At 41.4% G+C, this 25,734-nt stretch carries 22 protein-coding genes and 1 riboswitch; of the genes, 11 read left to right on the forward strand and 11 right to left on the reverse strand.

Annotated elements, in window-relative coordinates; all coding sequences use genetic code 11:
• Window positions 1–164: 164 nt before the first annotated feature.
• The 5 genes from J4G44_RS00115 to J4G44_RS00135 all read right to left on the reverse strand — a co-directional run bounded on the left by J4G44_RS00115 (window position 165) and on the right by J4G44_RS00135 (window position 4,912).
• Window positions 165–971, reverse strand: a complete 807-nt coding sequence (locus J4G44_RS00115; RefSeq protein ID WP_004975071.1) for an enoyl-ACP reductase FabI — start codon at window positions 969–971, stop codon at window positions 165–167.
• Between the two features lie 179 nt (window positions 972–1,150).
• Entirely contained in the window at window positions 1,151–2,143 is a 993-nt protein-coding gene (locus J4G44_RS00120) for a DUF2804 domain-containing protein (RefSeq protein ID WP_207973725.1), read from the reverse strand.
• Window positions 2,144–2,346: 203 nt separating this feature from the next.
• Window positions 2,347–2,868, reverse strand: coding sequence for a DUF1543 domain-containing protein (locus tag J4G44_RS00125; protein ID WP_096901526.1), 522 nt, complete (start codon window positions 2,866–2,868; stop codon window positions 2,347–2,349).
• Between the two features lie 174 nt (window positions 2,869–3,042).
• Window positions 3,043–4,287 (reverse strand): tryptophan synthase subunit beta, encoded by a 1,245-nt coding sequence (gene trpB, locus J4G44_RS00130; RefSeq protein ID WP_004975067.1) that lies wholly within the window; start codon window positions 4,285–4,287, stop codon window positions 3,043–3,045.
• Complete coding sequence (locus J4G44_RS00135) at window positions 4,259–4,912, reverse strand: phosphoribosylanthranilate isomerase (protein WP_004975062.1); 654 nt, start codon at window positions 4,910–4,912, stop codon at window positions 4,259–4,261. Before J4G44_RS00135 ends, trpB begins: the two co-directional genes overlap by 29 nt.
• A gap of 192 nt (window positions 4,913–5,104) precedes the next feature.
• Window positions 5,105–5,328: riboswitch (cobalamin riboswitch) on the forward strand.
• A gap of 36 nt (window positions 5,329–5,364) precedes the next feature.
• Between J4G44_RS00135 and J4G44_RS00140 the strand changes: the two genes are divergently transcribed.
• From J4G44_RS00140 to J4G44_RS00165, 6 genes are all read left to right on the forward strand, one after another.
• A complete protein-coding gene (locus J4G44_RS00140) occupies window positions 5,365–7,227 on the forward strand; it encodes a TonB-dependent receptor plug domain-containing protein (protein WP_207973726.1) in 1,863 nt (620 codons plus the stop codon).
• A gap of 139 nt (window positions 7,228–7,366) precedes the next feature.
• Window positions 7,367–7,951 (forward strand): cob(I)yrinic acid a,c-diamide adenosyltransferase, encoded by a 585-nt coding sequence (locus tag J4G44_RS00145; RefSeq protein ID WP_154320365.1) that lies wholly within the window; start codon window positions 7,367–7,369, stop codon window positions 7,949–7,951.
• A 168-nt stretch (window positions 7,952–8,119) separates the two neighbouring features.
• The gene (locus J4G44_RS00150; RefSeq protein ID WP_004975054.1) at window positions 8,120–8,833 is read left to right on the forward strand and encodes a glycerophosphodiester phosphodiesterase; all 714 of its coding nucleotides are present in this window, start codon (window positions 8,120–8,122) and stop codon (window positions 8,831–8,833) included.
• Window positions 8,834–9,122: 289 nt separating this feature from the next.
• Entirely contained in the window at window positions 9,123–10,289 is a 1,167-nt protein-coding gene (locus tag J4G44_RS00155) for an acyl-CoA desaturase (RefSeq protein ID WP_180169830.1), read from the forward strand.
• Between the two features lie 124 nt (window positions 10,290–10,413).
• Window positions 10,414–11,859, forward strand: coding sequence for a protein adenylyltransferase SelO (locus J4G44_RS00160; protein WP_207973727.1), 1,446 nt, complete (start codon window positions 10,414–10,416; stop codon window positions 11,857–11,859).
• Between the two features lie 107 nt (window positions 11,860–11,966).
• Window positions 11,967–12,365, forward strand: a complete 399-nt coding sequence (locus J4G44_RS00165; protein ID WP_207973728.1) for an MmcQ/YjbR family DNA-binding protein — start codon at window positions 11,967–11,969, stop codon at window positions 12,363–12,365.
• A gap of 64 nt (window positions 12,366–12,429) precedes the next feature.
• Here J4G44_RS00165 and J4G44_RS13540 read toward each other — a convergent pair whose 3' ends face one another.
• The 4 genes from J4G44_RS13540 to baeS form a co-directional block, all read right to left on the reverse strand.
• Complete coding sequence (locus J4G44_RS13540; protein ID WP_228291699.1) at window positions 12,430–13,500, reverse strand: hypothetical protein; 1,071 nt, start codon at window positions 13,498–13,500, stop codon at window positions 12,430–12,432.
• A gap of 81 nt (window positions 13,501–13,581) precedes the next feature.
• Entirely contained in the window at window positions 13,582–14,979 is a 1,398-nt protein-coding gene (locus J4G44_RS00175; RefSeq protein WP_207973729.1) for a hypothetical protein, read from the reverse strand.
• A 98-nt stretch (window positions 14,980–15,077) separates the two neighbouring features.
• A complete protein-coding gene (locus J4G44_RS00180) occupies window positions 15,078–15,764 on the reverse strand; it encodes a response regulator (protein WP_168418565.1) in 687 nt (228 codons plus the stop codon).
• Between the two features lie 20 nt (window positions 15,765–15,784).
• Entirely contained in the window at window positions 15,785–17,437 is a 1,653-nt protein-coding gene (gene baeS, locus J4G44_RS00185) for a sensor histidine kinase efflux regulator BaeS (RefSeq protein ID WP_004975048.1), read from the reverse strand.
• Window positions 17,438–17,572: 135 nt separating this feature from the next.
• Between baeS and J4G44_RS00190 the strand changes: the two genes are divergently transcribed.
• The 4 genes from J4G44_RS00190 (at window position 17,573) to J4G44_RS00205 (ending at window position 22,989) form a co-directional block, all read left to right on the forward strand.
• Entirely contained in the window at window positions 17,573–18,199 is a 627-nt protein-coding gene (locus J4G44_RS00190; protein WP_207973730.1) for a hypothetical protein, read from the forward strand.
• A gap of 338 nt (window positions 18,200–18,537) precedes the next feature.
• On the forward strand, window positions 18,538–20,340 hold the full coding sequence (locus J4G44_RS00195) for an acyl-CoA dehydrogenase C-terminal domain-containing protein (protein ID WP_026438352.1): 1,803 nt from the start codon (window positions 18,538–18,540) through the stop codon (window positions 20,338–20,340).
• Between the two features lie 219 nt (window positions 20,341–20,559).
• Window positions 20,560–22,341, forward strand: coding sequence for an acyl-CoA dehydrogenase C-terminal domain-containing protein (locus tag J4G44_RS00200; RefSeq protein ID WP_154320360.1), 1,782 nt, complete (start codon window positions 20,560–20,562; stop codon window positions 22,339–22,341).
• Between the two features lie 138 nt (window positions 22,342–22,479).
• Window positions 22,480–22,989 carry a phosphate-starvation-inducible protein PsiE gene (locus tag J4G44_RS00205; protein WP_004975036.1) on the forward strand — a complete coding sequence of 170 codons (510 nt, stop codon included), beginning with the start codon at window positions 22,480–22,482 and terminating at the stop codon, window positions 22,987–22,989.
• A gap of 78 nt (window positions 22,990–23,067) precedes the next feature.
• On the opposite strand, the gene J4G44_RS00210 is transcribed toward J4G44_RS00205, so the two are convergent.
• Window positions 23,068–23,538, reverse strand: a complete 471-nt coding sequence (locus J4G44_RS00210) for an RcnB family protein (RefSeq protein ID WP_004975035.1) — start codon at window positions 23,536–23,538, stop codon at window positions 23,068–23,070.
• A gap of 183 nt (window positions 23,539–23,721) precedes the next feature.
• Here J4G44_RS00210 and J4G44_RS00215 point away from each other — a divergent pair, with 183 nt between their 5' ends.
• Window positions 23,722–24,174, forward strand: a complete 453-nt coding sequence (locus J4G44_RS00215; protein ID WP_004975032.1) for a hypothetical protein — start codon at window positions 23,722–23,724, stop codon at window positions 24,172–24,174.
• 68 nt (window positions 24,175–24,242) lie between these two features.
• Here J4G44_RS00215 and J4G44_RS00220 read toward each other — a convergent pair whose 3' ends face one another.
• A complete protein-coding gene (locus tag J4G44_RS00220; protein WP_207973731.1) occupies window positions 24,243–25,706 on the reverse strand; it encodes a phospholipase D family protein in 1,464 nt (487 codons plus the stop codon).
• Between the last annotated feature and the right edge of the window lie 28 nt (window positions 25,707–25,734).

Raw genomic sequence — 25,734 nt, forward strand, 5'->3', positions numbered from 1 at the left:
AAACCCAGTTTTATTTTGAAATATTGTCAACTCATCTATTTATAGCAGCAGATGCGCCAAAGAAGAAAATAAAATTACAGCAATCTGCAAAATACCTCTTGCTTAAAATGCAGCGATAAAAAAACCGAAGCCTAAACTTCGGTTTTATCTGCTTGATGCAATGCTTATTCAGCATCTAGCATTAATTCTGCGCTCATACCAACCGTGTTAAAACCTGCATCGACATACAGAATTTCACCAGTAATACCATTCGCCCATGGTGAGCAAAGGAATAATGCCGCATTACCAACATCTTCAATGGTCACGTTGCGTTTTAAAGGTGCAACTTTTTCATTGAGGTCTAACATTTTACGGAATGATTTAATGCCTGATGCGGCAAGCGTACGAATCGGACCTGCAGAAATTGCATTCACGCGAATACCGTCAGCACCCAAGCTTGAAGCCAAGTAGCGTACACCTGCTTCTAAAGATGCTTTCGCCATACCCATGACGTTGTAGTTTGGCATCACACGCTCAGAACCTTGATAAGTCAAAGTCAATAAGCAACCTTGGCGTGCTTGTAATAATGGTTTTGCAGCACGTGCCATCGCAATAAAGCTATAAGCACTAATGTCATGCGCAACTTTGAAACCATCACGATCTGTAACATCGGTAAAGTCACCATCTAAAGTATGCGCAGGCGCAAAACCAATCGAGTGAACCAAACCATCCAAACCATCCCAGTGCTTTGCCAAGTCAGCAAAAGCTTGCTCAATTTCTGCATCTACGCCTACATCGCAAGGCAATACAATGCTTGAGCCAAATTGTGCAGCGAAGTCATCAACACGTTTTTTGAGTTTTTCATTCGGATAAGTAAATGCTAATTCTGCACCTTCACGATGCAATGCTTCTGCAATACCAAATGCGATAGATAATTTACTTGCAATACCAGCAATTAAAAAACGCTTACCCGCCAAAAGACCTTGTGCCATGTGAAACTCACCTTGATATATTTCGCAGTATCATGCCAATTCTGAACGCATAGTGAAATTGCATAATGCGCCTTTTTTTGCCGTTTATGTAAAAACTCAATGGCGATTCAAGTGAGTGATAGATGACGTCACATGATGATCTGCAAATGGTGACGTACAATCTTGGTTAAAAACTTGCCCTACCACTTGGCATAATGCTGTTCAAGCAAGCCGTATTCGTTTAACAAAATAATTTCGGTATCGTCTTGTTGAATAGTACCACTAATTTTAGCTTGCCATTGGCTGAACTGACTGCCGACTAGACGCAAATTCAGGTTTTCATAACGGCGCCAACCTGTGCTGACAGTTAAATTCAAACGATGATCCAGTGAGCGAATGCTCCACGAGCCATCATCCTCAGGTTGGAACAACACATCTGTTAAGGGATACAGCACGCCATTAATCCACAAACAGTTTTCGTTGCCAAAACTTTCATTCACACCAGAAGCCAGATTCAAGCCTACACGACGGTCTTCGGTATCCCAAAAGTTGCACGACAACCAAAACCATGCTGTTTCAGGGCGTAAAAAACCGCAGGTATCATCTAAAGAAGCAAAGGTGCGTTCATGGAATTGAATGGTTTGTCCTGTTTTATTAACAAAATAGCCTTCACAGCCGAGTGTGGTCAGTTTTTGGGTGTAAGTCCAACCATTAATACCTGTTGGGCTACACATACTTAGCGGGTCTGTGCCTGCACAAAATATCCGCGCACTGAGTTTAATTTCACCATATTTGGTCACGCGGATATAACGCACACCATTGGCATGTTGAATTTCAATTTGAAATGGCGATTTTTCAAAAAAACTTTGATTAAATAACGGTTGCTCATCTAAAACCGTATTACGCGATAAAAAATTAATCGCATTCCATTCCTGCACTTCGCCCGTCATGTGATTATAAATATAGACAAAACCGTGCCCTGCCCAAGCAATATCGGCAATCGCAAGCCCAATGGTATAGTGTTCGTGCCGAATACTACAAAATTTAAACTTTTTATATTTTAAGCGTTTACGCCAACCCGATAATACTTCACCATACGGTGATTTATATTGATAAGCCTGATAATCAATTTTTTTGGGAAGTTCACTAAAACGTCCATAATGCGGTTGTCCATTCGCCTGAATTAAATCCATTGAAGACATTCCCTATTGTCTAAAAACAATTCATCTTTGGTCGTATTATGCCTACAAATGCATGTACAAAAAACCCGCAGCTTATGATTTTGTTCAAAAAATTATAAAAGCATAGATTGTTTTACTATTTTAAGGCTTGAGCGTTCACTAAATATACAAAATATAAATTAATAGATATCTTCCCCTCAATATTCTGAAGGTATTTAAGCATCAGCATTCAAAGTCAGATAGGTATTTTCCCAACGATTGCCTGAAAATGAGCCTTCAACCAATTGCACATAGCGACCATGCACCTGATCTATCGCAATACAATCATCTACCTCTAAGACCCGATCGGTATGTTGTTTTTGCCAGTGCTGGGCAAAATAGGCTTTACCACGCTGTTTTGCCACCATTGGATTTTGCGCCACCACCAGTACATAACGATGTAACTCGCCAAACTCACGCGGATCATATCCACCTAAATTAATTAAATACAGTCGGTTTTCTGCCTGGTTCGGCTGCGCATCGGTAAATTTTAAATAGTAGGATTTACCTTCAAACTCAACACCATTAATTTGCGCCCATGCGTCAATATGCAAACCTTTCGGTTCTGCAAACCAAGCCTGCTTGAGTTGCGGATAGGTCTGTTCTAAAGAATCACCTACCGCAAGTACCACATCATGCACTTCGGTATTGGCTCGCGCATGACGTCCGCCTAACATCACGATAAATAAACTGGGCATATCCGACTCCTGCGCAAATATCCTAAGCTTGATGGCTTTTATAGTTGATGATTTTTAAGCATGATTGTTTAAAGTAGCGAGAATTTTTCAATCCTCCAAATAAAAAATCGTGCCGAATTGCTTCAGCACGATTGAATTGAAATGTAGCATACTTTATTTCAAGCAGTTTACGATTTACATATCCACCATTTCCACGCCATCAATGCGGGCAACAGTCATTAAGTCTTTATCGCCACGACCTGAAACAGTCGCAATAATGATTTGGTCTTTATCCATCGTTGGTGCAAGCTTGCTCACATAAGCCATAGCATGCGAGCTTTCTAAAGCAGGAATAATCCCTTCGATACGGGTTAAATCACGGAAACCTTGCAAGGCTTCTTGGTCATTGATTGGCACGTAATCTACACGGTGCATATCTTTCAGGAAGCTGTGCTCTGGCCCTACACCTGGATAATCCAGACCTGCAGAAATAGAGTGGGTTTCAATGATCTGACCTTGTGCATCCGACATTAAATAAGTACGGTTACCGTGTAATACGCCCACGTGTCCTGCATTCAATGGTGCAGAGTGTTTGCCTGTTTCAATGCCTAAACCTGCAGCTTCGACACCGTACATTTTCACTTCGGCATCGTTCAAGAATGGATAGAACAAGCCCATGGCATTAGAACCACCGCCTACACAAGCTACTAATGCATCAGGTAAACGACCTGCCTGCTCTTGAATTTGGCGACGCGCTTCACGACCAATAATCGACTGGAAATCACGTACCAATTGTGGATATGGGTGTGGGCCAGCGACCGTACCAATCACGTAATATGTAGAGTCAACATTGGTGACCCAGTCACGCATGGCTTCGTTCATGGCATCTTTTAAGGTTTTTGAGCCACTTTCTACAGGTACAACAGTTGCACCAAGTAAACGCATACGGTACACGTTCATGGCCTGACGCTTCACGTCTTCTGCACCCATGAACACCACACATTCCAAGCCTAAACGAGCGGCAATGGTCGCGGTTGCTACACCGTGCTGACCTGCACCTGTTTCGGCAATAATGCGTTTTTTACCAGACAGTTTTGCCAACAGTGCCTGACCAATGGTGTTGTTCACTTTATGTGAGCCAGTATGGTTCAAATCTTCACGTTTTAAGTAAATTTGTGCACCACCCAACTCTTTTGACCATCGCTCAGCATAATACAAAGGACTAGGACGACCTACATAGTAGGCGAGATCGCGGTCGAATTCTGCCAAAAACTGCGGATCATCTTTCATGCGGAAATACAATTTCTCTAAATCTTGTAAAGCCGCCATCAGCGTTTCTGACACAAAACGTCCGCCATGGATACCAAAATGCCCTTTTGCATCTGGGAATTGGGTATAGTCAATCACTGAGTTATTGTGATTTGTACTTTGCTGATCCACGTTGGACTCCTTGCATGAAGTTTTCTATGAGTTGTTGGTCTTTAATACCTTTTGCAGACTCAACTCCGCCACTGACATCAACAGCATAGGCTTGAGTCGTCTGAATTGCATCTTCAATATTTTCAGGGTTTAAACCACCCGCCAAAATTAAAGGAATATCGAGTTTGGGGAATTTTGACCAGTCAAAACTGTGTCCTGTTCCACCTTTGAGTTCAGGATGCCACGCGTCTAATAATACTGCGCTTGCACCTGCTTGTTGATAGCTTTTTATCGCATCTAACACATTTAAATCAGGTTTGACCTGAATGGCTTTGTACCATCGACGTCCAACTTGCTGTGCTATTTGCTGACATTGCAAGGGTGTTTCATCACCATGAAATTGCAGAATATCTAAAGGTACTTGTTTCAGTACAGCGGCTATTTCTTCTGCCGTTGCATTGACAAATAAACCAACCACTTGCACATAAGCGGGAATGTGTTGCAGCAAGCCTTGTGCTTGCTCAATGCTCACATTGCGTGGGCTAGGTGGATAAAACACCAAGCCAATCGCATCTGCACCCGCATGCACCACACTGTTTATATCTTGAATTCGCGTGATTCCGCAAATTTTGGCACGGGTACGCATCGTTTTGGACTCTAATCCTGATTTTCAATTTTCATTTTGCTGATCTTGCTGTGCGTGACTTTTAAATTGTCTGTTCACACTAACAAAATCAGATATTGGGGCGAATCATTGTAATGCAATTTTAAGGGGTTGAGTGAAGTTCAGGCGGATTATTCTGCATTTCCGTTGTTTAAATGGCATACAGACTTTATACTTCGCGCAAATGCAACGAGTCCTAGCTTTGAGCTTTAGGGAAGTTGGTGAAAGTCCAACACTGCCCCCGCAACGGTAACCATGAAACGTATATCAATTTAAATCTTATGATTTACACCACTGTATGAACAATATGGGAAGGTGGATATATAGCGAAGCAATCATAAATTAGAAGATGCTTGGCACATTGAAGTCCGGAGACCTGCTTGTTGTGCCCTTAACTCAATCATTCACGTGGGGTGAATGTATGGAGCAAAGTCATGTCTACTCTTTTTCAGCCTACTGCTTTAGTGGGCGCAATTGCGCTTGCAATGGGTTTTTCAACTTCAGTTTTTGCTGCAGAATCGCAAGATCAGCGTGTGGTGAATGCTGCTTTAGATACGCTTGTTGTTACTGCTTCACGTAGTGAACAAAATATTAAAGATGTGCCTGCGCGGATTAATGTTATTGGTACAGATCAAATTGAGCAATCACCAATTGCCTCTTTCCCACAACTGATGATGACCGATGCATCCATCAATATGGTGCAGTCTGGTGGTTATGGTCAAATTGCATCTTTATTTATGCGAGGCACCGAGTCAGACCATACCTTAGTGCTCCGTGATGGCGTGCGTTTAAATAACGATGCTAGTGGTCTAGCGTCTAACAGCTTTATTGATACCACTGAAATTAAACAGATTGAGATTTTAAAAGGCCCAGCATCTGTCCTGTATGGCACCAACGCCATTGGTGGCGTGGTACAAATGATTACCAAGACCCCAAGTAAAAACTCAGCATTTATCTCTGCAGAAGTGGGTGAAAACAGTACCTATAAAACCATTTTAGGGCTAGATGCTGTAGAAAATGGCTTTTATGCTCAACTACGTGGGCAACGCCTTGAAACCGATGGCACTAACATTTTTGATTATGAAGGTGCAGAGCCTTCAAGCTATGATCAAAAAGGATTTTCGGGCAAATTCGGGTATGCAAGTGATGCCTTGGATATATCTCTTGAACATTCTGAAAATGAAGGTCGCTCACAGTACGAAAACTATAGCTGGACGACTTATGCCTATAGCCCACGTGCGCATGACTTTTTAAATCAGGTCACAACTTTGAGCACTCGTTATCAAGCCAGTCAAAATACTGAACTCAAAGCACGTGTATCACATTTTAAAGATGTATTAACGCAATTGAATGTGGCAGAAGAAACCACCTTTGTGTCTGACGAATATGACCTCAGTGTGCGTCAAAACCTCACCGCTCATCAAAACCTCACATTTGGTGTTAACTATAAAGCCTTAGATACCGAAACCCACAAACCATCAGATTCATTTCAAGAACAATTGGACAGCACAGGCTATTATGCACAACACCAATTACAGACCGACAAACTAAAAACCCAAATCGGTGTACGTATTGAAGATCACGAAAAATATGGTTCTCATACTGTGGGTCAAGCAGCAGCTCGCTACTTCTTTAAGCCTCATATCAGTATATACAGCAATATTGGTTCCGCATTTAAAGCTCCAACCATGAATGACTTATATTATGGTAACTATGCCAATCCTGAACTCAAACCTGAAGAAAGCGTATCTTATGAAGTCGGCGCAGATTGGCAGATGAGTTCTGCTTGGCGCAGTGGCTTATCGGTCTATCGCACTGAAATTGATAACTTGATTGATAGTGACCCAGCCAACGGATGGAAGTTTGCCAATATTGATGAAACGACCATTGACGGTACTGAAGTTTATCTACACTTTAATCGAGATCAATGGTTTGCAAAAACCAGTTATAGCTATAGCAAAGCCACCAATGACGCCTCAGGCGAAGACTTAAGCCGTCGCCCACGTCAAAAAATTGCTTTATCGCTAGGTTTGGCTGAAGAAGTTTATGGTTTATCTGCAACACTTACCGCCAATAGCCGTTCAGATAGCAGTGCCTACGATGAAGATAGCATTCCAGGTCATATGCAAATTGATTTACATGGTTATTACAATGCTAATCCATATACCAAATTGTTCTTTAACATTCAAAATGCTGGCGATGTAAACTATAAAATGGCTTCTGCAGGTAACTCTGATGGTCAGTATTACCTCAGTGGCGGTCGCGTCGCTTCTGCAGGCGTAACTTTCCGCTACTAAAACCCGCATAACAACAAAAACTTTAAAACAGCGCAGTTTATGGATAATGTAATGACCGACATTATCCTTTTTTATTGCGCCAGCTTTTATTTCTTACAACCAAGTAAACGCAACTTTCACTTTCAAACAAGGAACGATCATGGGCCACCGTTTAAGCAAAATCTACACCCGCACAGGCGATTCAGGCACAACAGGACTGGGCGATGGCTCACGTGTCGCCAAAGACGACTTACGCATTCATGCACTGGGCGATGTCGATGAACTCAATGCCTGCATAGGCGTTTTGCGCTCACAAATTACACATAGCAACATTCAAGACAAAAACACTTGGGACAAATCGCTCAGCCTGATTCAGCACTGGCTATTCGATTTAGGCGGTGAAGTCTGTATCCCCAATTACCACCTCGTACAACCGCTTGCGATCGAATACTTAGAACAAGACATTGACCGCATGAATGAAAGCCTGCCAATGCTCAAAGAGTTTATTTTGCCTGCAGGTACATTGGCATGTAGTTATGCACATCAAGCTCGTGCCGTATGCCGTCGTGCAGAACGCAGTTTAATGACCGTACACAACCGTGATCAAAATATTCAGGCACCGTCTTTGCAACTACTGAACCGACTGTCTGACTGGCTATTTGTGGCATCTCGCAGCTTGCAACGTGCCGAAAGAGGCAGCGAAGTGTTATGGCAAAAGAACATCAACGACAGTATTGGTAACTGACATCACACTCTAGAATCGGAAACTAAAATAAAGCCCTGATTTTGCATCTAAAAAATCACGTCGGATGCTGCTTGAAATTTCACATCATCCGACCAAAATAAGAAATGTCATCTCTTTGTCACGTCGTACTTGCAAAATGAAAGCAAACTTTCAATTCATGGGCACATTATGCGCATAATTGGTCATCGCGGTGCGCGTGGCGAAGCACCTGAAAACACGCTTGGTGGTTTTGAATATATTCAAAATATTGGCATTCGAGCGGTTGAGTTTGATGTGCGTCAACTCAAAGACAATGCCTTAGTGGTTATGCATGATGATCAATTCATTCGCACCACAGGACAAGACAAAGCACTGTATGAATGTAGTCTGGAAGATTTAAACCATTACAATCATGCGGTGATGTGGTCGGACTGGAATAAAGTCGAAACCACGCCCCTACTCAATCAAACCATGACCATTATTCAAAATTTTGATCATATTGAAGTAGAAGTCAAAGCGGTCAACTCGCATGCCGCTGCCGAAAAAATTACCCAAAGTTTAGAGCAACATTTGAAGGGTTTTGAACACAACGCCATCATCACCAGTTTTGATCCGAAAATTCACTGGGCTTTGCAACAACAAAAATCACGCTTTAAACGCGGTTTATTGGTTGAAGATGATCTGCAATATCAAGCCATTGATCAGGCTTTAGAATTAGGTTGTTGCCAAATTGGTTGGATGAACGAACTCGCAACCGGTGCGCTCATTCAAGCCACACAACAGGCCAAACTGAATATCAGCGTTTGGACAGTCAACCAGATTGAACGCGCCAAACAGCTTAAAGATTTAGGGATTCAGGGTTTAATTACCGATTATCCTAAACTGATGATGCAACACTTGTAAGCGGTAACCTTAAGCATATTGATGAATAAATAAATGATTTATCGTGCTTGTTTGGCTACCGTATATCATATTTCCGTAAAATCTCGCAGATACCATTATATTCTGTTACCACCCAGTACAATACAACTGTACAATAATGCTGTGATCGTGAATACGCTCATGCTAATATGCGAAAAAATTAATCCCTAAAAAATTTAATACTATGATTTCAATCTATAGATCGGTCATAGCGTTATAACGGATTAAGCGTCCATTTATACCTCCCAAGGTTCTAGGAGTGCTGTTGGAGATGAATGCTCCCTTACCCAAAGCCCCAATCAACTGGATTGCCATCTTTGCACTGGTTTTCTTACCTATTGTTGCAGTGATCGCGATTCCTTGGTATGCCTATCACCATGATTTTAGCTTAGCCGCTTGGATCAGCATGTTTGTATTACTTGGCGTAAGTAGCTTGGGTATTACAGCAGGTTATCACCGTTTATGGGCACACCGTGCTTATGAAGCTACCCTTCCCTTGAAAATCATTTTAATGATTATGGGAACATTTGCCGTTCAGAACAGTATTTTGTTCTGGGGTTCAGGTCACCGCACCCATCACCGCCATGTTGATGATGTCGAAAAAGACCCATATTCAATTAATAATGGTTTTTGGTTTGCGCACATGGGCTGGATGCTACGTGACTACCCTGCCGCAGAGCCAAACTTTAAAAATGCGCCAGATTTGTTAAATGACAAACTGGTGATGTTCCAACACAAATACTATATTCCGCTCGTAATTGCAGTTCACGTTGGCATTTTGGTGCCAATTGGTTGGGCTGTGGGCGATATGTGGGGCGTGTTGTTATTGGGCGGTTTAATGCGTCTGATTTTAAGCCACCATGTTACCTTCTTTATTAACTCGCTGTGCCACATGTGGGGTTCGCGTCCTTATACTGACGAAAACACCGCGCGTGATAACTTCTGGTTAGCAATTGCCACTTGGGGCGAGGGTTATCATAACTATCACCACATTTTTCAGTACGATTATCGTAATGGCGTAAAATGGTGGCAATATGACCCAACTAAATGGTTAATTTGGACATGCTCGAAGTTAGGCCTAGCGAAAAACTTACGCCGTATTCCAAGCTTTAATATTAAAAAAGCAGAATTGGCGATGCGTTTTAAATATGCAGAGCAAGACTTGGCGGTCTATGGACACAATGTGAATGATGACATTGTGCAAGTGAAAAGCCGTATTGCGCAAGAATATGATGCATTTACCCAAACTTTAAATGATTGGGCAAAATTAAAAGAGCAAGAAATTCAAGCGAAAAAAGCGTCAATGGCTGAAAAAATCCACCAAATGGATGACAAATTAAAAGTTGAATTCCAATTGGTTGAACAGCGTCTTTCACATCATCGTGAAACCTTGAACTTGCTGATGCGCAACCTAAAAAAGAATCCTGTATCTGAATAAACCTCTGTTCTGATGCACTGCGAAAGCCCTGACCTGTTCAGGGCTTTATGCATTGTTAGGCTACAGTTTTTAAAGTCTAAGTTTGCTATAGTGAAACTCACTTTGTGCCAAGCGCTTCATCATCATGCAATTTAATCCGCGTTATCCGACCCTGCCCGCCCGTCTTTATCACATGCAGCAGCCTCTACCTTTAAAAGGTGCAAAAGCAGGACACTTTAATGCTGCATTGGCAAAAGAACTACAATGGACAGCCGAAGAACAACAGCAATGGGTTGAAATTTGCAGCGGTCAAACCACGTTTAAAGAATTTCCTGCTTTGGCAATGGTCTATGCAGGACATCAATTTGGACAGTGGGCAGGTCAATTGGGAGATGGACGCGGTTTACTCATTGCGCAAGTTTTGGACACACAACAACGTACTATTGACCTGCATTTAAAAGGTGCGGGGGCAACGCCTTATTCACGTATGGGCGATGGACGTGCAGTATTACGTTCCGTGATTCGTGAATATTTGGCAGGTCATGCTTTAAATGCGCTGGGTGTGCCATCAAGCAATGCCGTTGGATTTACCTCATCTACTCAAGGCGTACAACGTGAAAAATTAGAACTTGGTGCAATGCTATTACGCACATCAGACTGTCATATTCGTTTGGGACATTTTGAATGGATCAATCAGTATCAACCTGAATTACTGCCTGAATTTGTGCAAAAGTGTATCGAATGGCACTATCCAGAATGCTTGGCAGCCGAACAGCCTGTACTCGCCTTTGCTACGCAAGTTATTCAACGTACCGCAGTCATGATTGCCAAATGGCAATTGGTCGGTTTTGCGCATGGGGTGATGAACACCGATAATTTAAATCTCACAGGTTCAACACTCGATTTCGGCCCTTATGGCTTTATGGAGCGTTTTCGTCCCAACTGGATCAACAATCATTCGGACTATCAAGGACGTTATACTTATCAACAACAACCGAGCGTGGCTCACTGGAATTTGTGGGTCTGGTTGAACAATTTAATTCCGCTTGAGCAAAACCCAAATCAGAAAGAACATTGGAAACAAGCACTAGCAGCATGTTTAGAATATTTTGAACCCACTTTTTTAGAGCATTACAAACTCGGCTTATGTGAAAAAATGGGACTGCCAAGTTTCCACAAAGACAGTTTTGATTGCGCTACCAACTTCTTACGCATTTTGCAAAGTGAACAACTGGATTACACCCAGAGCTTCATCCGCCTACAAAATAAACAATATACTAAAATACTGGATGATTGTTTGGATCGTAGACAGTGGGAAAGCTTTTTGGCACAGTATTTACAGATTCGTGAACATCAAGATACCGATGCTTTAGATGCTGCAATGCAACAGGTAAACCCTCACTATATTTTGCGCAATCACATGGCACAAAAGGCGATTGAGCAAGCAGAACGTGATGATTTTTCAGAAGTTGAGCGTTTATTTAACTTGCTCAGCCAGCCGTATATTCAGCAAACAGCATTGGAAAAACCTGAAGATTTAGCACCTTTACCAAGTGATGTGCCAGAAGTGATGGTGAGTTGTTCATCTTAATACTGATGCACTCGCCAAAGGACGTTTAGAATTCCAGCAAAGTTATACACATTTTCTGTGGAAAAAGCTGTGGTTATCCACAGGATAAACTTTTTAGGAGAAAATAAGTGGCACAAACACAGTCATCACTGCATCAAATTGCAACAAGTGTTGCAGCACAATTGCCTGAGGTTAGCCTGAGCGAACCTTTTGGTGATGGCTGTTTGGTGCATAAAGTTTTCGATAAAGTATTTATGCTGAGTCTGTATTTAAAAGGTCATGCCATCATCAATCTAAAAGTTCAACCTGAACATGGTGCCATGCTACGTGATTTTTATCCTTATATTCGTGCGGGCTGGCACATGAATAAACAACATTGGATTTCAATTTTTGCAGATGACAATTTAGATGAGCAATTGGTGCAAGATTTGGTCTTAAACTCGTATGAATTGGTGGTCGCAAAATTAAGGAAAGTAGAAAAACAACGGGTTGGGCTAATTAAAGCATTTCATACAAAATCACCCTAATATTCTTCTTTTGGAATCATTATATCTCACACCTATTTAAAGAAAAAAATATAATAAATAAGTTTTACCATTGATATTGTGCAAATAAATAGGCTTCCATTCTATGCGCTTGATTTGTGTTTAAATTATCCGTCAAATACTTCATTCCAATATTTTCATGCCTAAAAGAAACACCTAAGCTTTTGGTTTGTGGCTCAAAATGTAGACCTAATTGCAATGAGTCAGGTTGCCATAAAAAGTGCATTTGCCATAAACTTGTGAACGGGTTAGAAAAACTACTAACTCCTAATTGGATTTCTGAATGAATATTGTAAAGTAATTCGGTCGAAATTTTATATGGAATTTTTTGCTTATAACTCTTATCTGTAGCTACTGTGCCGGTTAAATTAATTCGAGGTCGAGAGTTTTGATCAAATGTTGCTTGGTATTGGCTATAGGGAGCTTCATCCCAATACATATAGCTAAAAATATCCTCCAATTGGAATTTCAAGTACCATTTTTCTAACCACTCCCCTTGTAAAGTAAGATCTAAAGCATAACCATAACCTTCTTTTGCTCTAAAATCTCCAAGACCTAACTCATCCTCTTTTAATGCTGGCTGGTCATAATAATAATTAAGTTGTCCATTCAACCATTGCACACGGTCTGCTAAACGAGGCATTAAATTAGTTTCACCAAAAGCATTAAATTGACCGTCTACAAAATGTCGACCATATAATGCACTTACACCGGCTGTAAGTATCCAATTTGATTGGGGCACCCAGTCATATGCTATACGTGCGCCAATACGCTCTAAATATTGTGCATGTAGTGTTAATTCATACATACTCTCTGCATCTAAAGGCAAATCATTTTCAATTTGGTAATAAAGCTTTGCCATATCTGGACTAAATTTTAAAATGTAATCATAACGCCACAACCAACCTAAATTCCATTGATCTTGTTGCACAGAAAGCTGCATCAAACCATGAGCAAAGGCGTACTTGCCACTTTTAAAATCAGGATCTTGCCAATCATCTAAAAAAGCATCAATAGCAATAGGCTCACTATATAATGACGCATCCGCTCGATATTCCACGCTCGCAGCATAGGTGAAAACTGAAAAAAAACATAGAATTAAAAATAGATATTTCATAAAAAATAAAATGGTTTCTTAATTTCAGAAAAATCTATTTGTATAGACATCACTGTATCAAGAAACCATTTCCTTATAATATTAAGGAGCTATAACAAGAATCTGATTATCAACAAATGAAGCGATATAGTTTCCTGTTGAGTTTTTTGTCACCTTACCTTGAGATTTTCCATTTACCATAATATCTGCCTGAGTAAATGTATCAATATTTTCAATAGTGACCGAAGCACCTGTTTTATTTTTAATAACAGCAGATAAAAATGGTTCAGCATTCAACTGTTGTGCTACTAGATTAATATCTAGTACAGACTTATCTACGGCAACTTCAATATTCGCTGTTCCCTTAGTGAGTTCTGAACGCTTTGCATTTACACTTAACACAAATGGTTTTGTCGTAGCTTGAGCACCTTTTAAATTACCAGCTAATTTAAGATATACGCTTGCATCCATAAAATTATCTGGTGTTTCTACAAGAATATTATAAACTTTATTAAAATCATTATTTAAGTTTAACTTTGCATCTAGTTGAAGCAATTCATCATTGAGATCAAGACTACCTTTTAAAATAATTTCTGCAGGTATTAACTGATCATAACTAGCTACGCCATCAGTCAACTTTGCAACTTTAGCTTGAGCTGAAAACTCAGTCAAAATAGCAGTTAATCCTTCACTTTCAAACTGTACATTTAAAAACTTTAATTGAGCATTTTGTGGTAATTCTTCTGCAGCTCGCTCATCCATTTTCATTGCATCCGCATACGTTACTGCAATTGCACTGGTGTTACTAAAACTTAATTTTGCTTTTTTATTATTAGCTAAGTTTTGTACTTCTAAAATACTGTTAGCACCAATTGTCGCATTTAAAGTAGTATTTACCTGATCTAAAACAGGTTCCTCAACTGTAAAATTACCTACAGTAATAGCCATTTCATCACCATAAATAGCATATTCTGGATTTGAAAACCAACCATCAGGCCAATTATCTTGTTGAGCTTTATCAAAATCAAAATTCTGAAAAGTTTCAGCTTTTAATGTACCCGATACTTTTACACTATTTGCACTCGTTACCACCTGCAACGTATTATTTTTTATGTTGTACTCTTGAGTAAAACCACCTAATGCTAATAATTTTTCTAAATCTTTGGCTGTATATGTTTTATTACTCCCACCCGCATCTGCCTGTGCCAAACGTACTAATGTAATAACAATATCCGCAGCGTCAATCAAATCACTTGTTGTACCATTAATCGCCTGTATTGGTTGTTGATAACGTTCACTAATATCAGCAAAGCCATCATAATACGCAACAATATTATTTACCGTCTGAATCAACTCTTTTGCATTAGACAAATCATTGGCTGGTTGTTGAATGACACTACCATCTGCAGGATTTTTGGGTGAAGTGTCACTTCCACCACCACCACCACAAGCTGTCAAAATTAAGGCACAAGACACAGTTAAAATCGTTTTTTTCATCATGAGTTTCCCTCTAAAATAATTGTTATAAAAAAACGGTTGAAAAATATCACTTTTTCAACCGCTTAACAATATATTATAAATATATCTTTTATTCTAAATCACTCTTCAGGATACTCAAAACGATAGCCCACACCATACACCGCCTGAATCCATTCATGACGATTTCCCGTTTCGGCAGCGTCAGAAATTTTACGGCGCAAGTTTTTAATGTGGCTATCAATTACACGATCTGCCACTTCAAAACTGTCTGGGTTAATATGGTCTAGCAACTGCGCGCGTGAATACACCTGCCCGACATGCTCTAAAAACAATTCCAATAAACGGAATTCGGTTGGGGTCAAATTCAAGGTTTTTTGTTGATACCAAATGCGCTGCTGTGCTTTATCCATGCGGAATAAATCATTGCTTTCAGGTTCAACTTTACGCTCCAAACGGCGCAACACCGCTTGCACACGTGCCACCAATTCTTTCGGGCTAAAAGGCTTACATACATAATCATCTGCGCCCATGTTCAAGCCTAGCACCCGATCAATTTCTTCAGTACGTGCCGTGACCATAATAATAGGCACATCGGACTGTTCACGCACTTTGCGGCAAATGGTCAAACCATCCATACGCGGTACCATTAAATCTAAAATCATCAAGCTCGGTTTACGCTGCAAAAAGCTGTCATAGGCTTCTTGTCCATCATGAAACATACTGACTTCAAAACCAGCAGCTTCTAAATAATCTCGCACCAATTGGGCAAGTTCAATTTCATCTTCAACCAGCAAGATATGTTTCATGCACGATTCCTTAAAGTCTTTCAAGATTTGATTTTTGGAAAACTTAATTTGCAGCGTAAACCACCCAACGGTGAATGTGCAAAACTTAACTCTCCGCCCAATGCTTTGGCAATTTTGACCGATAAAGCCAGACCTAAACCTGTCCCACCTGTGGCGCGTGTACGTGAATCATCGGCACGATAAAAACGCTCACCCAAACGTGCCAATTGTTCATCACTTAAACCAAACGGACTGTCATCTACATACACTGTCCATTCTGTTGCACTTTGACTGGTGTGAATATGCACCTGCCCACCCGCTTCGGTATAACGAATACTATTACTGAGCAAGTTGAGCATAATTTGTTTAAAACGGTCTATATCCAATTGTAATTGCGTGCCTTCACCCGACACGATCAAGTCCAACTGCGCCTGTTCAAATTTCGGCTTAAAGCTTTCGATTTCCTGCTCAATCACTTGCCATGGATCAATGCTCGAGAAATAGCATTTCAGCTGCATGGCTTCGGCTTGCGCCAAGTCCGATAAATCCTGTGTGAGTTTTTTCAGATTATTGACCTGATGCATCATCGCAGCCAAATGCTCTGGTGTGGCTTTGCGGATACCATCTTGCATGGCTTCAATTTGCGCCTGCAACACCGCCAATGGCGTTTTTAATTCATGCGAAGTATCTGCCACCCACTGACGACGTGAAGTTTCATGTTGATCTAAAATCACCGCCAAATGATTCAATTCGGTAGATAAATCACCCAACTCATCATTACGATTGACCTTGACCTGATGCTGATAATGGCCTTTGGTTAATTCACGTGTGCCATTTAATAAGCGCTGAATTGGCTTTTTAAAATAGGTCGCCAACAATAAGGCAGCAATCAAGCTCGCCAAAATACTTAAAGCATAAGCCAATAATAAATAACGAGTTTGTTTACTAAAAAAATTAATACTTAAAGCATCTTCCTGATCTAACACAGGTTTTAAGCCCAGATAACCCACGATTTTTTCACCGACCATAATTGGACGAAAGGAAATTTGAGTTTCAGCAGGCTCTCCCACTACAAATTGCCGCTGGGCATCATATAAAGATAAGCGTGAACTCAAGCCTAAACGGTCAGGCATCGAAATAAATTGTTTTTTTCCAGATGATTCTGTCGTGTTTTGGTGTCCTTCATTTTTACGATCAGGACGGAAAGCATTCTGATTGGCACTCAAAGGAAACACTAAACCTTCAAATGGCTGAAATTGTGAAGGTAAATTCAGCTCTAACCAGCGAAGTTCTTCCGCATTGGCTTGTCGTTTGCCTGGCTCAGGCTCGACTACACTTGAGTTTACATTGGCGAGGGTGTGTTCCTGAAAATAACGCTGCTGCAAAGCAATGTCATACTGACGACGTAACCACCACCGCGATAAACGGTCATAATCATCGGGCGCAGCTTCACCTTCAATTTGGAGAATTTGCGCCTGAATGGCGTTGCCCCAATCGTGATATACCGCATAGACTTCTGCCAAGTTTTGAATGACTAAGTCCAGCTTTTGCATTTCGACATCAGCCACGTATTTACTGAAATTACGCTGCATATTGACATGCAATACCCCCAAACTGACCGTGGTGATCAGTAAGGTCGTCAGCAGCACTGTGAGAAACAGGCGTAATGCGATGGGAATACGGCGAATTTTCAAAAGCGCAATCTCAGCTTTTCTTATTGATTTTGAGCATTGTAACCAACAGTGCTAGAAAAAACTCTCCATTGTTTCTTCATCTTTATTATTTAATCTTAACTGAGTGAAGTTAAAAGCAGGTTGGGGAGTTTGAAGATGAAACAGATGACGAAAATCGCATTACTTGGGGCAAGTGTTTTGGGCATGGGGATTTTAACTGCATGCCAAACCAGTAATGATCTGACCGAACGACAACAAACACGTATGTTTAAACAACATTATGCTCAAGATGGACAACGCTTCAGTCCTGAACAACGCGAGCAATATCGTGCCATGCGTGCAGAACACCGCGCATTTCGTGGGCAGATGCAACAGGCTTGTGACAACAAAGCAGTAGGTACAAATCTACAATTAAAAGTAGGTGATCAAACACTCGCAGGTACCTGTACGATGCGTTTCCAGCCTGATCGCCAGTCATTTAAACAACATCGCCAATATGCGATGCAACAACACCAAGCCATGCGTGCAAAAATGCCGCGTATGCAACAACGTGGTGAAGTGCTGACCGATGCGCAACGTGCTGAAATGACCAAACGGTACGATCAACGATTAGCACAACATCAAGCGCATCAAAAGGCCATGCGTGCTGCCTGTGAAGGAAAAATGCATGGACAACACGTTCAAGTGAAACTGGGCGAACTACAACTCAAGGGACAATGCTTGGTTCGTTTTCAGCCGAATCAACCTATGCAACAAATGAGAATATCACCTATTTCGCGCTAATGCATTCAGGTGAGCACACACTTACACGACTCTAAGGCACTCGATTGAGTGCCTTTTTATTTACCTTTTTATCCACTTCACTTAGACATATCTCTTTACGCTTTTTGACTATTTGTATCATTTCAAATTCAGCAAAACTGTTTACACTCAAGTAACTTAGCCATTTCAAGATAAAAATCTTTGACTTTGCAGTCACCAAGAAATGCTATGCAGATGCTTGTACCGAATTAGAAGATGTTGCACGATTACAACCATTCCAACATGGCATGTCTGAGAAGGCATGCGCTGAAATCCATTTAAAATATAACGCTGGTCAAACCAGTATTGAGGAAACCGATATGCCACAATACAAAGCGCCTTTACGTGATATGCAATTCGTTTTGCATGAATTATTAAATGCCGAAGATCACTATGCAAAATTACCTGCATTCCAAGAAAACGTAAGCCGTGAATTGGTTGACCAATATTTGGAAGCTGCAGCAGATTTCTGTGAAAACGAATTATCTCCGTTAAACCAAGTGGGTGACCGTGAAGGTTGTACTTGGAATGATGGCGTGGTGACTACACCAACGGGCTTTAAAGAAGCGTATCAAAAATATATCGAACTTGGCTTCCCGTCTCTTTCTGCTGAAGAACAATACGGCGGTCAAGGTCTACCTGTTTCTCTAGGAAACGTGATTTCAGAAATGGTCGGTACAGCAAACTGGGCATGGGGCATGTACCCAGGTCTTTCTCATGGTGCTGTACGTACTTTAGAACACCACGGTTCAGATGAACAAAAAGCAACCTATCTGCCAAAGCTTGTTTCAGGTGAGTGGACAGGTACCATGTGTTTAACCGAATCTCATGCAGGTTCTGACTTGGGTATTATCCGTACTAAAGCTGAACCTCAGGCCGACGGAAGCTATGCAATCTCGGGCGAGAAAATCTTTATCTCTGCTGGTGAACATGACATGGCAGAGAATATCGTGCACATCGTATTGGCACGTTTACCTGGTGCACCTAAAGGAACTAAAGGTATTTCTCTGTTCATCGTTCCTAAGTTCAACCTGAATGCAGATGGTTCTTTAGGGGAGCGTAATGGTGTACGTTGTGGTTCAATCGAACACAAAATGGGGATTCATGGTAACGCGACTTGCGTGATCAACTTTGATAACGCGAAAGGCTTCCTAATTGGCCCTGAAAACCGTGGTCTAAACTGCATGTTCACGTTCATGAACACTGCACGTATCGGTACAGCGGTACAAGGTCTTGCAGCATCTGAAGGTTCTTTCCAAGGTGCGTTGACTTATGCCAAAGACCGTTTGGCAATGCGCTCACTTTCTGGTCCGAAAGCCCCTGAAAAAGAAGCAGATCCAATTATTGTGCATCCTGCTGTACGCAATATGCTATTGACTCAAAAAGCGTTTGCTGAAGGTGGTCGCGCATTAGTGTATCTGTTGTCTCTACACGCAGATATCGTTGAACAAGGTGCAACTGAAGAAGAACGTAAGTTCTCTGACAACATCTTGTCTTTATTGACGCCTATTGCAAAAGCATTCTTAACTGAAACAGGTTCTGAATCTGCAAAACATGGTGTGCAAGTCTTCGGCGGTCATGGCTTCATTTCTGAGCATGGCATGGAACAAATTGTGCGTGATACACGTATTTCATGCTTGTACGAAGGTACAACTGAAATTCAAGCAATCGATTTGTTAGGTCGTAAAGTTTTGGGTACACAAGGTGCAATGTTGAAAGACTTCACCAAAATCATCCATAAATTTGCAGAAGCTAACAAAGACAACGCAGCAATGCAAGAATTTGTTGAACCGCTTGCAGCGCTCAATAAAGAATGGGGCGATTTGACTATGCAAATTGGTATGCGTGCAATGCAAAACCCTGAGGAAGTAGGTGCTGCAGCAGTAGACTACATGTACTTCTCTGGTTATGTAACACTGGCTTACCTATGGGCACGTATGGCATTGGTCGCTCAAGAAGCACTTGCAGCGGGCACAACCGATGTAGACTTCTACAATGCGAAAGTGACGACTGCACGTTTCTACTTCAAGAAAATCTTGCCACGTGTTCGCTCACACGTAGACGTGATTGCAACAGGTGTAGAGCCACTATTTGCATTAGATGCTGAACACTTTGCTTTCTAAGCGAAAATTGAAACTCGCTAAATATTGAACATATTTAGCGGGATATTCAAAATGTTGTACTCTTGAGTACAGAAATTGAGAAAGGACGGTCATAGCATTGACAGTCCTTTTTCTTTATAAATAAAGCATTCTTTCGCTTTAGTGGTCTACAACATTCACAATTGTAGATTACACTGAACTCAACGAATCAAGATTCAAACAATAAACAGGTGAACTCACATGCCAATTTATAATGCCCCACTTGCCGATATGAAATTCATCTTAAATGATGTATTCAATGCAGAACAATTCTGGCAAAACAATGAAAACCTCGCTCACCTTGATGCTGCAACGGCTGAAGCAATTTTGGAAGAAATGGCAAAATTTGCCCAAAATGTGACGTTGCCTATTAACCGTAGCGGTGATGAAGAAGGCGCGACCTATAACAATGGCGAAGTCACCACACCTGCTGGATTTAAAGAAGCATTTAAACAATATGCCGAAGGCGGCTGGATTGGTTTAGGCGCAGATGAAGAATGGGGTGGTCAAGGCATGCCAAAAATGCTGACAGTATTGTCAGATGAAATGCTGTTTGCCACCAACCCATCCTTCATGTTGTATCCACTGCTATCTGTCGGTGCAGGCATGGCATTAAGCAGTTATGCATCACAAGAACAGAAAGAAACCTATTTACCTAAAATTTACTCAGGTGAGTGGTCAGGTACCATGTGTTTGACTGAACCACATGCAGGAACAGACCTCGGGATTATTAAAACCAAAGCAGAACCAAATGCAGACGGTACGTACAACATCACAGGGACTAAAATCTTTATTACAGGTGGTGATCACGACCTCGCAGAAAACATCATTCACTTAGTTTTAGCGAAAACACCAGACGCTCCTGCAGGTTCACGCGGTATTTCTTTATTCATCGTGCCAAAATTCTTGGTGAATGAAGATGGTTCGTTGGGTGAGCGCAACCCAGTAGGTCCAGGCTCAATCGAACACAAAATGGGCATTAAAGCCTCTGCAACATGTGTGATGAACTTTGATGGTGCCAAAGGTTACTTGGTCGGCAAAGAAAACGAAGGCTTGGCTGCCATGTTCGTAATGATGAACTACGAACGTCTGTCTATGGGAATTCAAGGTTTAGGTGCATCTGAATTTGCCTATCAAAATGCTGCGCAATATGCGACTGACCGTATTCAAGGCCGTAGTGCATCGGGCGTAAAATCACCAAACAAAGCAGCGGATAGCATTTTGGTGCATGGCGATGTGCGTCGTATGCTGCTCAATGCACGTGCCAATAACGAAGCTTCACGTGCATTTGCGGTATATGTGGGTCAACAATTGGATATCACTAAATTCTCTACCGATGCAGAAGTTGTGAAAAAAGCCAATGACCGTGTTGCATTGTTAACTCCAATTGCCAAAGCCTACTTAACCGATACTGCATTTAACGCTGTAATTGATTCACAAATGGTCTTCGGTGGTCATGGTTATATCCGTGAATGGGGTATGGAGCAATGTGTTCGTGATTTACGTATCGCCCAAATTTATGAAGGCACCAACGGCGTACAATCGCAAGACTTGATTGGTCGTAAAACCATTAAATGTAATGGCGAATTTATTGCAGAATACATTGCAGAAATCCGTGATTTCACCAATGGTTTAGATGCAGACCTCAACTTCATTAAAGATGCAACTTTAGATGCAGCGACTGAAGTTGAATCCGTGACTCAATACGTTTTAAATGCAGCCAAAGAAAATGTAGATTTCCCGAACGCAGCAGCGGTTGATTATTTACATGCGGTAGGTTTGCTCAGCTTCTCATATATGTTTGCGCGCATTGCCAATGCAGCCAAGCAAAAAGAGGGTGAGTTCTATCAAAACAAATTGTCATTGGCACTGTACTTTGTACAACGTATTTTGCCAGAACTGACTTTACGCATTACCAAAGTGAAAGCGGGTGCAGAAGTGGTGATGAACTTCAGCGAAGATTACTTCACTAACCAGTCTTAATTAATACATTATCGCAAAAACGCCTGAATCATCAGGCGTTTTTTTGTACTAAATTTTATATCCCTATTCTAATTTGTGCATGAAATTTGCATCACCTTTGTTGAAGTCTGAATATCCATACTCAAACAGGAGGTGAAAATGGCAGTACGTCGTTCAAAAATAGATAAAAATATTCAAGCAGTTGAAAGCCTATTAGACAAATATGGCAATTGGGCTGTAGAAAGTTTTCATTATCTTGCGCTCTTTATCATTGGCTGTATGGTCATTTGGTCTGCTGGACATACGGTAATTGATATTTTCACCATCAAACAATATGCCACTATTGATGACATCTTATTGCTTTTTATCTATTTAGAACTAGGTGCAATGGTGGGTATTTATTTTAAAACCAATCACATGCCTGTGCGTTTTTTAATTTATATTGCCATTACCGCACTAACCCGTTTGCTAATTTCAGATATTCAACACGACCATAAAGCTGATCTCGACTTAGTGATTATTACTGGTTCAATTTTAATTTTAGCCGCTGCAATTTTAGTGGTGCGTTTTGCATCTTGGCATTACCCTTCCGTTATTCGAGACAAGCACAGTGAAAAGCCTTTAGCACAAGGCAAAACCCCTCGCCCAGAAGATGATGAATTGGCGTAAAAATCTAAAATAGGTCAAAAAAATGCTTCTAGATACTCAATATCTAGAAGCATTGATGTCTATGATTTCACTTTTTTCTCAACGATTTGCCACCAACACATAACGCCCATGTTCAAAAATCCAGTACATACCTCGTGGCGGAGCGGGTAAACCCAAGTGCTGCCAGTCGGTCACCACACGATAGGTCGAACTTTCAATATGTGCGCTACTTGGCTCACCATTTACCCAACTGTAACTTTGGTGGTTATATTGCACAGTACTTGGCGCATTGTATTGAATATTGATGCCACTACGAATCGTGGGCTGCCCCCACTGCGGCACAGGTCGTTGATGGTATGGATAATGTGGTGGATAGGAATAGGGTTGCTGTGAATGATAAGGTCGATGCTGCGGATAAGCAGGACGATGTTGTGGCGAATAAGGACGATGCTGATCACGCTGTGTATTGACGCCTGTATATCCTGCCCAACGATTGGTTTCGGCCAAGCTCTGCATCGACACACCTAAAAATAGCATGCCACTCAATGCAGTTAAAATCGCCACTTTCATATCTAGCACTCCTATTTTTTTTCATATTTTTATTCTAAGCTCAAATTAAGGATAAACAATGAATAAAAAATCAGCAATTTTAAACTTTCGTCTCCGCAGATTTCACCGACACGGCTCGCCATTTATGAAATATCTCCAACCCCTATGCTAAGATACATTTTTTTTGAAATTGGATGAAACCTCGTGCCTGAATTAAATTTTGACCGCCTTCATCAGTTTTTCTGCAAAGTTCCGAGTGTACAGCAAGCCCGTGTAGACGCTTATGGTTCAGACGGTCAGCATGCATGGTGGTTCAAATTTCAAATTGATGTAGAACATCCGTTAGCATGGCAAACTGTGCAGGAATTGGGACATGTGCTGAATTATATTTCCAGAGATGAGCGCTTGCCGACTCAATTCTTACCTGTTTCACCGCCACCGTATATGAATGGTGAAGCCAAAGATTTTTTATCGTGGGTAATTCAATGCAACCATCCAGAATTTAGCCCAGATGTGGTTTGTGATTGGTTAGAAGCGCGTTTACCGAATCCTGTGGATGATGAAGCACAATGGAAAATCAAAACCGATATTGCCGAGTTAGATCAAATGAGTGATAAAGATTTGGATGAAATGGTGCCGCCAAATCCTGTAAAGTAATATTCGGCTCAAAAAAATCCCTCTTTCAATAAGAGGGATTTTTGAGTTCAAGGCATACAATTAAAAAATCAAAAGGTCGATAAACCACTCCATTCCATAAAGCGATACAGCGCATATTTCCACTTCGACTCATCGGCATAAACCGCATAATCCACACTCATATTTTTACCCTCAAGGTTTGACCATGCGGTATTAAAATAGTATTGAGCATCCTGAAATACAGGGTCTTGCACCTGTCCGACCACACGCAAGTTGCTTTCTAAATTATAGTTTTTTAAATTACGTGCGGTGAAATTAGCAGAACCTAAAATCAACTCAGCCTGTGTGGCATTCGATTTCATCAGCATTTTATTGTGGCATTGCTCACCTTGGGTATTACACCAACGTACCTTCACCCCTGCAGCATGTAATTCTGCCGCCACCTGTCGGTTTGGAATGCCATTTTTTTCACGTCCAAAAGCATCTTTATTCGGGTCGAGTAATACCCGCACCTGTACGCCACGTTGCTGTGCAGCAATCAGTGCCTTGATGATTTGTCGCTCCGATAAATAGAACATCGCCAAATCCAGATGTTCTTGCGCTTTGGTCTGCCGAATGAGTGTCAAACTGGCCTCTAAAATGGCTTGTTCAGTGATGACTTGCACTTGAGGATAAGACGAGTCTGCCTCAAACTCCCCCACAATCACACCAGACAGATTGCCCTGCGACATCCGCGCGACGGCTTGTTCTGTTTTCAACACATCTACTGCGGTATTGCCCGTCACCAATAAAGCGCTGTTAGAATGACGTGAACTGCCATCATGTGGATTAAACGACGTGACCAATGCTTTCCAACCTTCGGCGGTATCGACCACCATGGTTTTACGATGGTTGGCTTTAAAATTAAGCAAGCTAAAATAACTACGTAAGGTAATTTTATCTTTGCCGAACGGACTGGGTAGCCAACCCTTTTCGGCATTATTTGGAATGCCCTGACAGCAGAGATACCAAAACCCCGACCACAGCGGATTCGAAGCGCGCAGCGAGGTCAAATCTGTTTCAATCACGTCAATACCCGCCTGACGCAATTGACGATAATGCTCAGGTGCGATGCCACCATATACCGAATTAATGGGATCAGTAATGACTTTGATTTCAATATTCGGCTGCATCCGACGTTTATGAATTAAAGCATCGGTGAGTTGCTGCGTTAGCGGTTGATGCTGCTGTTTAGACGTTCCCACTTCAGAGTTAAATAAGAACATATCCAACACAATGGTGCTTTGTGCTGCATCAATCAGCTCTAAAATTTCATTAAAAATTTGATGCTGTTGTTGCTGAACACCTTGCGCGTCGATATAGGTCTGATCGGCAATAAATTTAATAGGCGCATGACGTAACTTTCCAGTGTAATTCAGCCCTTCGGGCAATGGTTTTAAGCTGTGGTAGGTCGCAGACGCCAAATAACCTAAAGCCAGAAAACTTATAATAAGTCCCACATACGCCCGAGGCGACCAATTCAATTTTTGATGAATTCGCTGAAAGATACGCATAACAAAAAACCTAGTCCGATGCGCTCAG

The organism is Acinetobacter towneri (genome assembly GCF_017498585.1).
Taxonomy (GTDB): Bacteria; Pseudomonadota; Gammaproteobacteria; order Pseudomonadales; family Moraxellaceae; genus Acinetobacter; species Acinetobacter towneri.

Bases quoted from the DNA above. Each gene is read 5' to 3' on its own strand.
- J4G44_RS00175 (WP_207973729.1), bottom strand. From the start codon at position 14,979: ATGATGAAAAAAACGATTTTAACTGTGTCTTGTGCCTTAATTTTGACA.
- J4G44_RS00190 (WP_207973730.1), top strand. From the start codon at position 17,573: ATGAAACAGATGACGAAAATCGCATTACTTGGGGCAAGTGTTTTGGGC.
- J4G44_RS00195 (WP_026438352.1), top strand. From the start codon at position 18,538: ATGCCACAATACAAAGCGCCTTTACGTGATATGCAATTCGTTTTGCAT.
- J4G44_RS00145 (WP_154320365.1), top strand. From the start codon at position 7,367: ATGGGCCACCGTTTAAGCAAAATCTACACCCGCACAGGCGATTCAGGC.
- J4G44_RS00210 (WP_004975035.1), bottom strand. From the start codon at position 23,538: ATGAAAGTGGCGATTTTAACTGCATTGAGTGGCATGCTATTTTTAGGT.
- J4G44_RS00135 (WP_004975062.1), bottom strand. From the start codon at position 4,912: ATGCGTACCCGTGCCAAAATTTGCGGAATCACGCGAATTCAAGATATA.
- J4G44_RS00125 (WP_096901526.1), bottom strand. From the start codon at position 2,868: ATGCCCAGTTTATTTATCGTGATGTTAGGCGGACGTCATGCGCGAGCC.
- J4G44_RS00220 (WP_207973731.1), bottom strand. From the start codon at position 25,706: ATGCGTATCTTTCAGCGAATTCATCAAAAATTGAATTGGTCGCCTCGG.
- J4G44_RS00180 (WP_168418565.1), bottom strand. From the start codon at position 15,764: ATGAAACATATCTTGCTGGTTGAAGATGAAATTGAACTTGCCCAATTG.
- J4G44_RS00200 (WP_154320360.1), top strand. From the start codon at position 20,560: ATGCCAATTTATAATGCCCCACTTGCCGATATGAAATTCATCTTAAAT.
- J4G44_RS00150 (WP_004975054.1), top strand. From the start codon at position 8,120: ATGCGCATAATTGGTCATCGCGGTGCGCGTGGCGAAGCACCTGAAAAC.
- J4G44_RS00120 (WP_207973725.1), bottom strand. From the start codon at position 2,143: ATGGATTTAATTCAGGCGAATGGACAACCGCATTATGGACGTTTTAGT.
- J4G44_RS00155 (WP_180169830.1), top strand. From the start codon at position 9,123: ATGAATGCTCCCTTACCCAAAGCCCCAATCAACTGGATTGCCATCTTT.
- J4G44_RS00205 (WP_004975036.1), top strand. From the start codon at position 22,480: ATGGCAGTACGTCGTTCAAAAATAGATAAAAATATTCAAGCAGTTGAA.
- J4G44_RS00140 (WP_207973726.1), top strand. From the start codon at position 5,365: ATGTCTACTCTTTTTCAGCCTACTGCTTTAGTGGGCGCAATTGCGCTT.
- J4G44_RS00160 (WP_207973727.1), top strand. From the start codon at position 10,414: ATGCAATTTAATCCGCGTTATCCGACCCTGCCCGCCCGTCTTTATCAC.
- J4G44_RS00115 (WP_004975071.1), bottom strand. From the start codon at position 971: ATGGCACAAGGTCTTTTGGCGGGTAAGCGTTTTTTAATTGCTGGTATT.
- J4G44_RS13540 (WP_228291699.1), bottom strand. From the start codon at position 13,500: ATGAAATATCTATTTTTAATTCTATGTTTTTTTTCAGTTTTCACCTAT.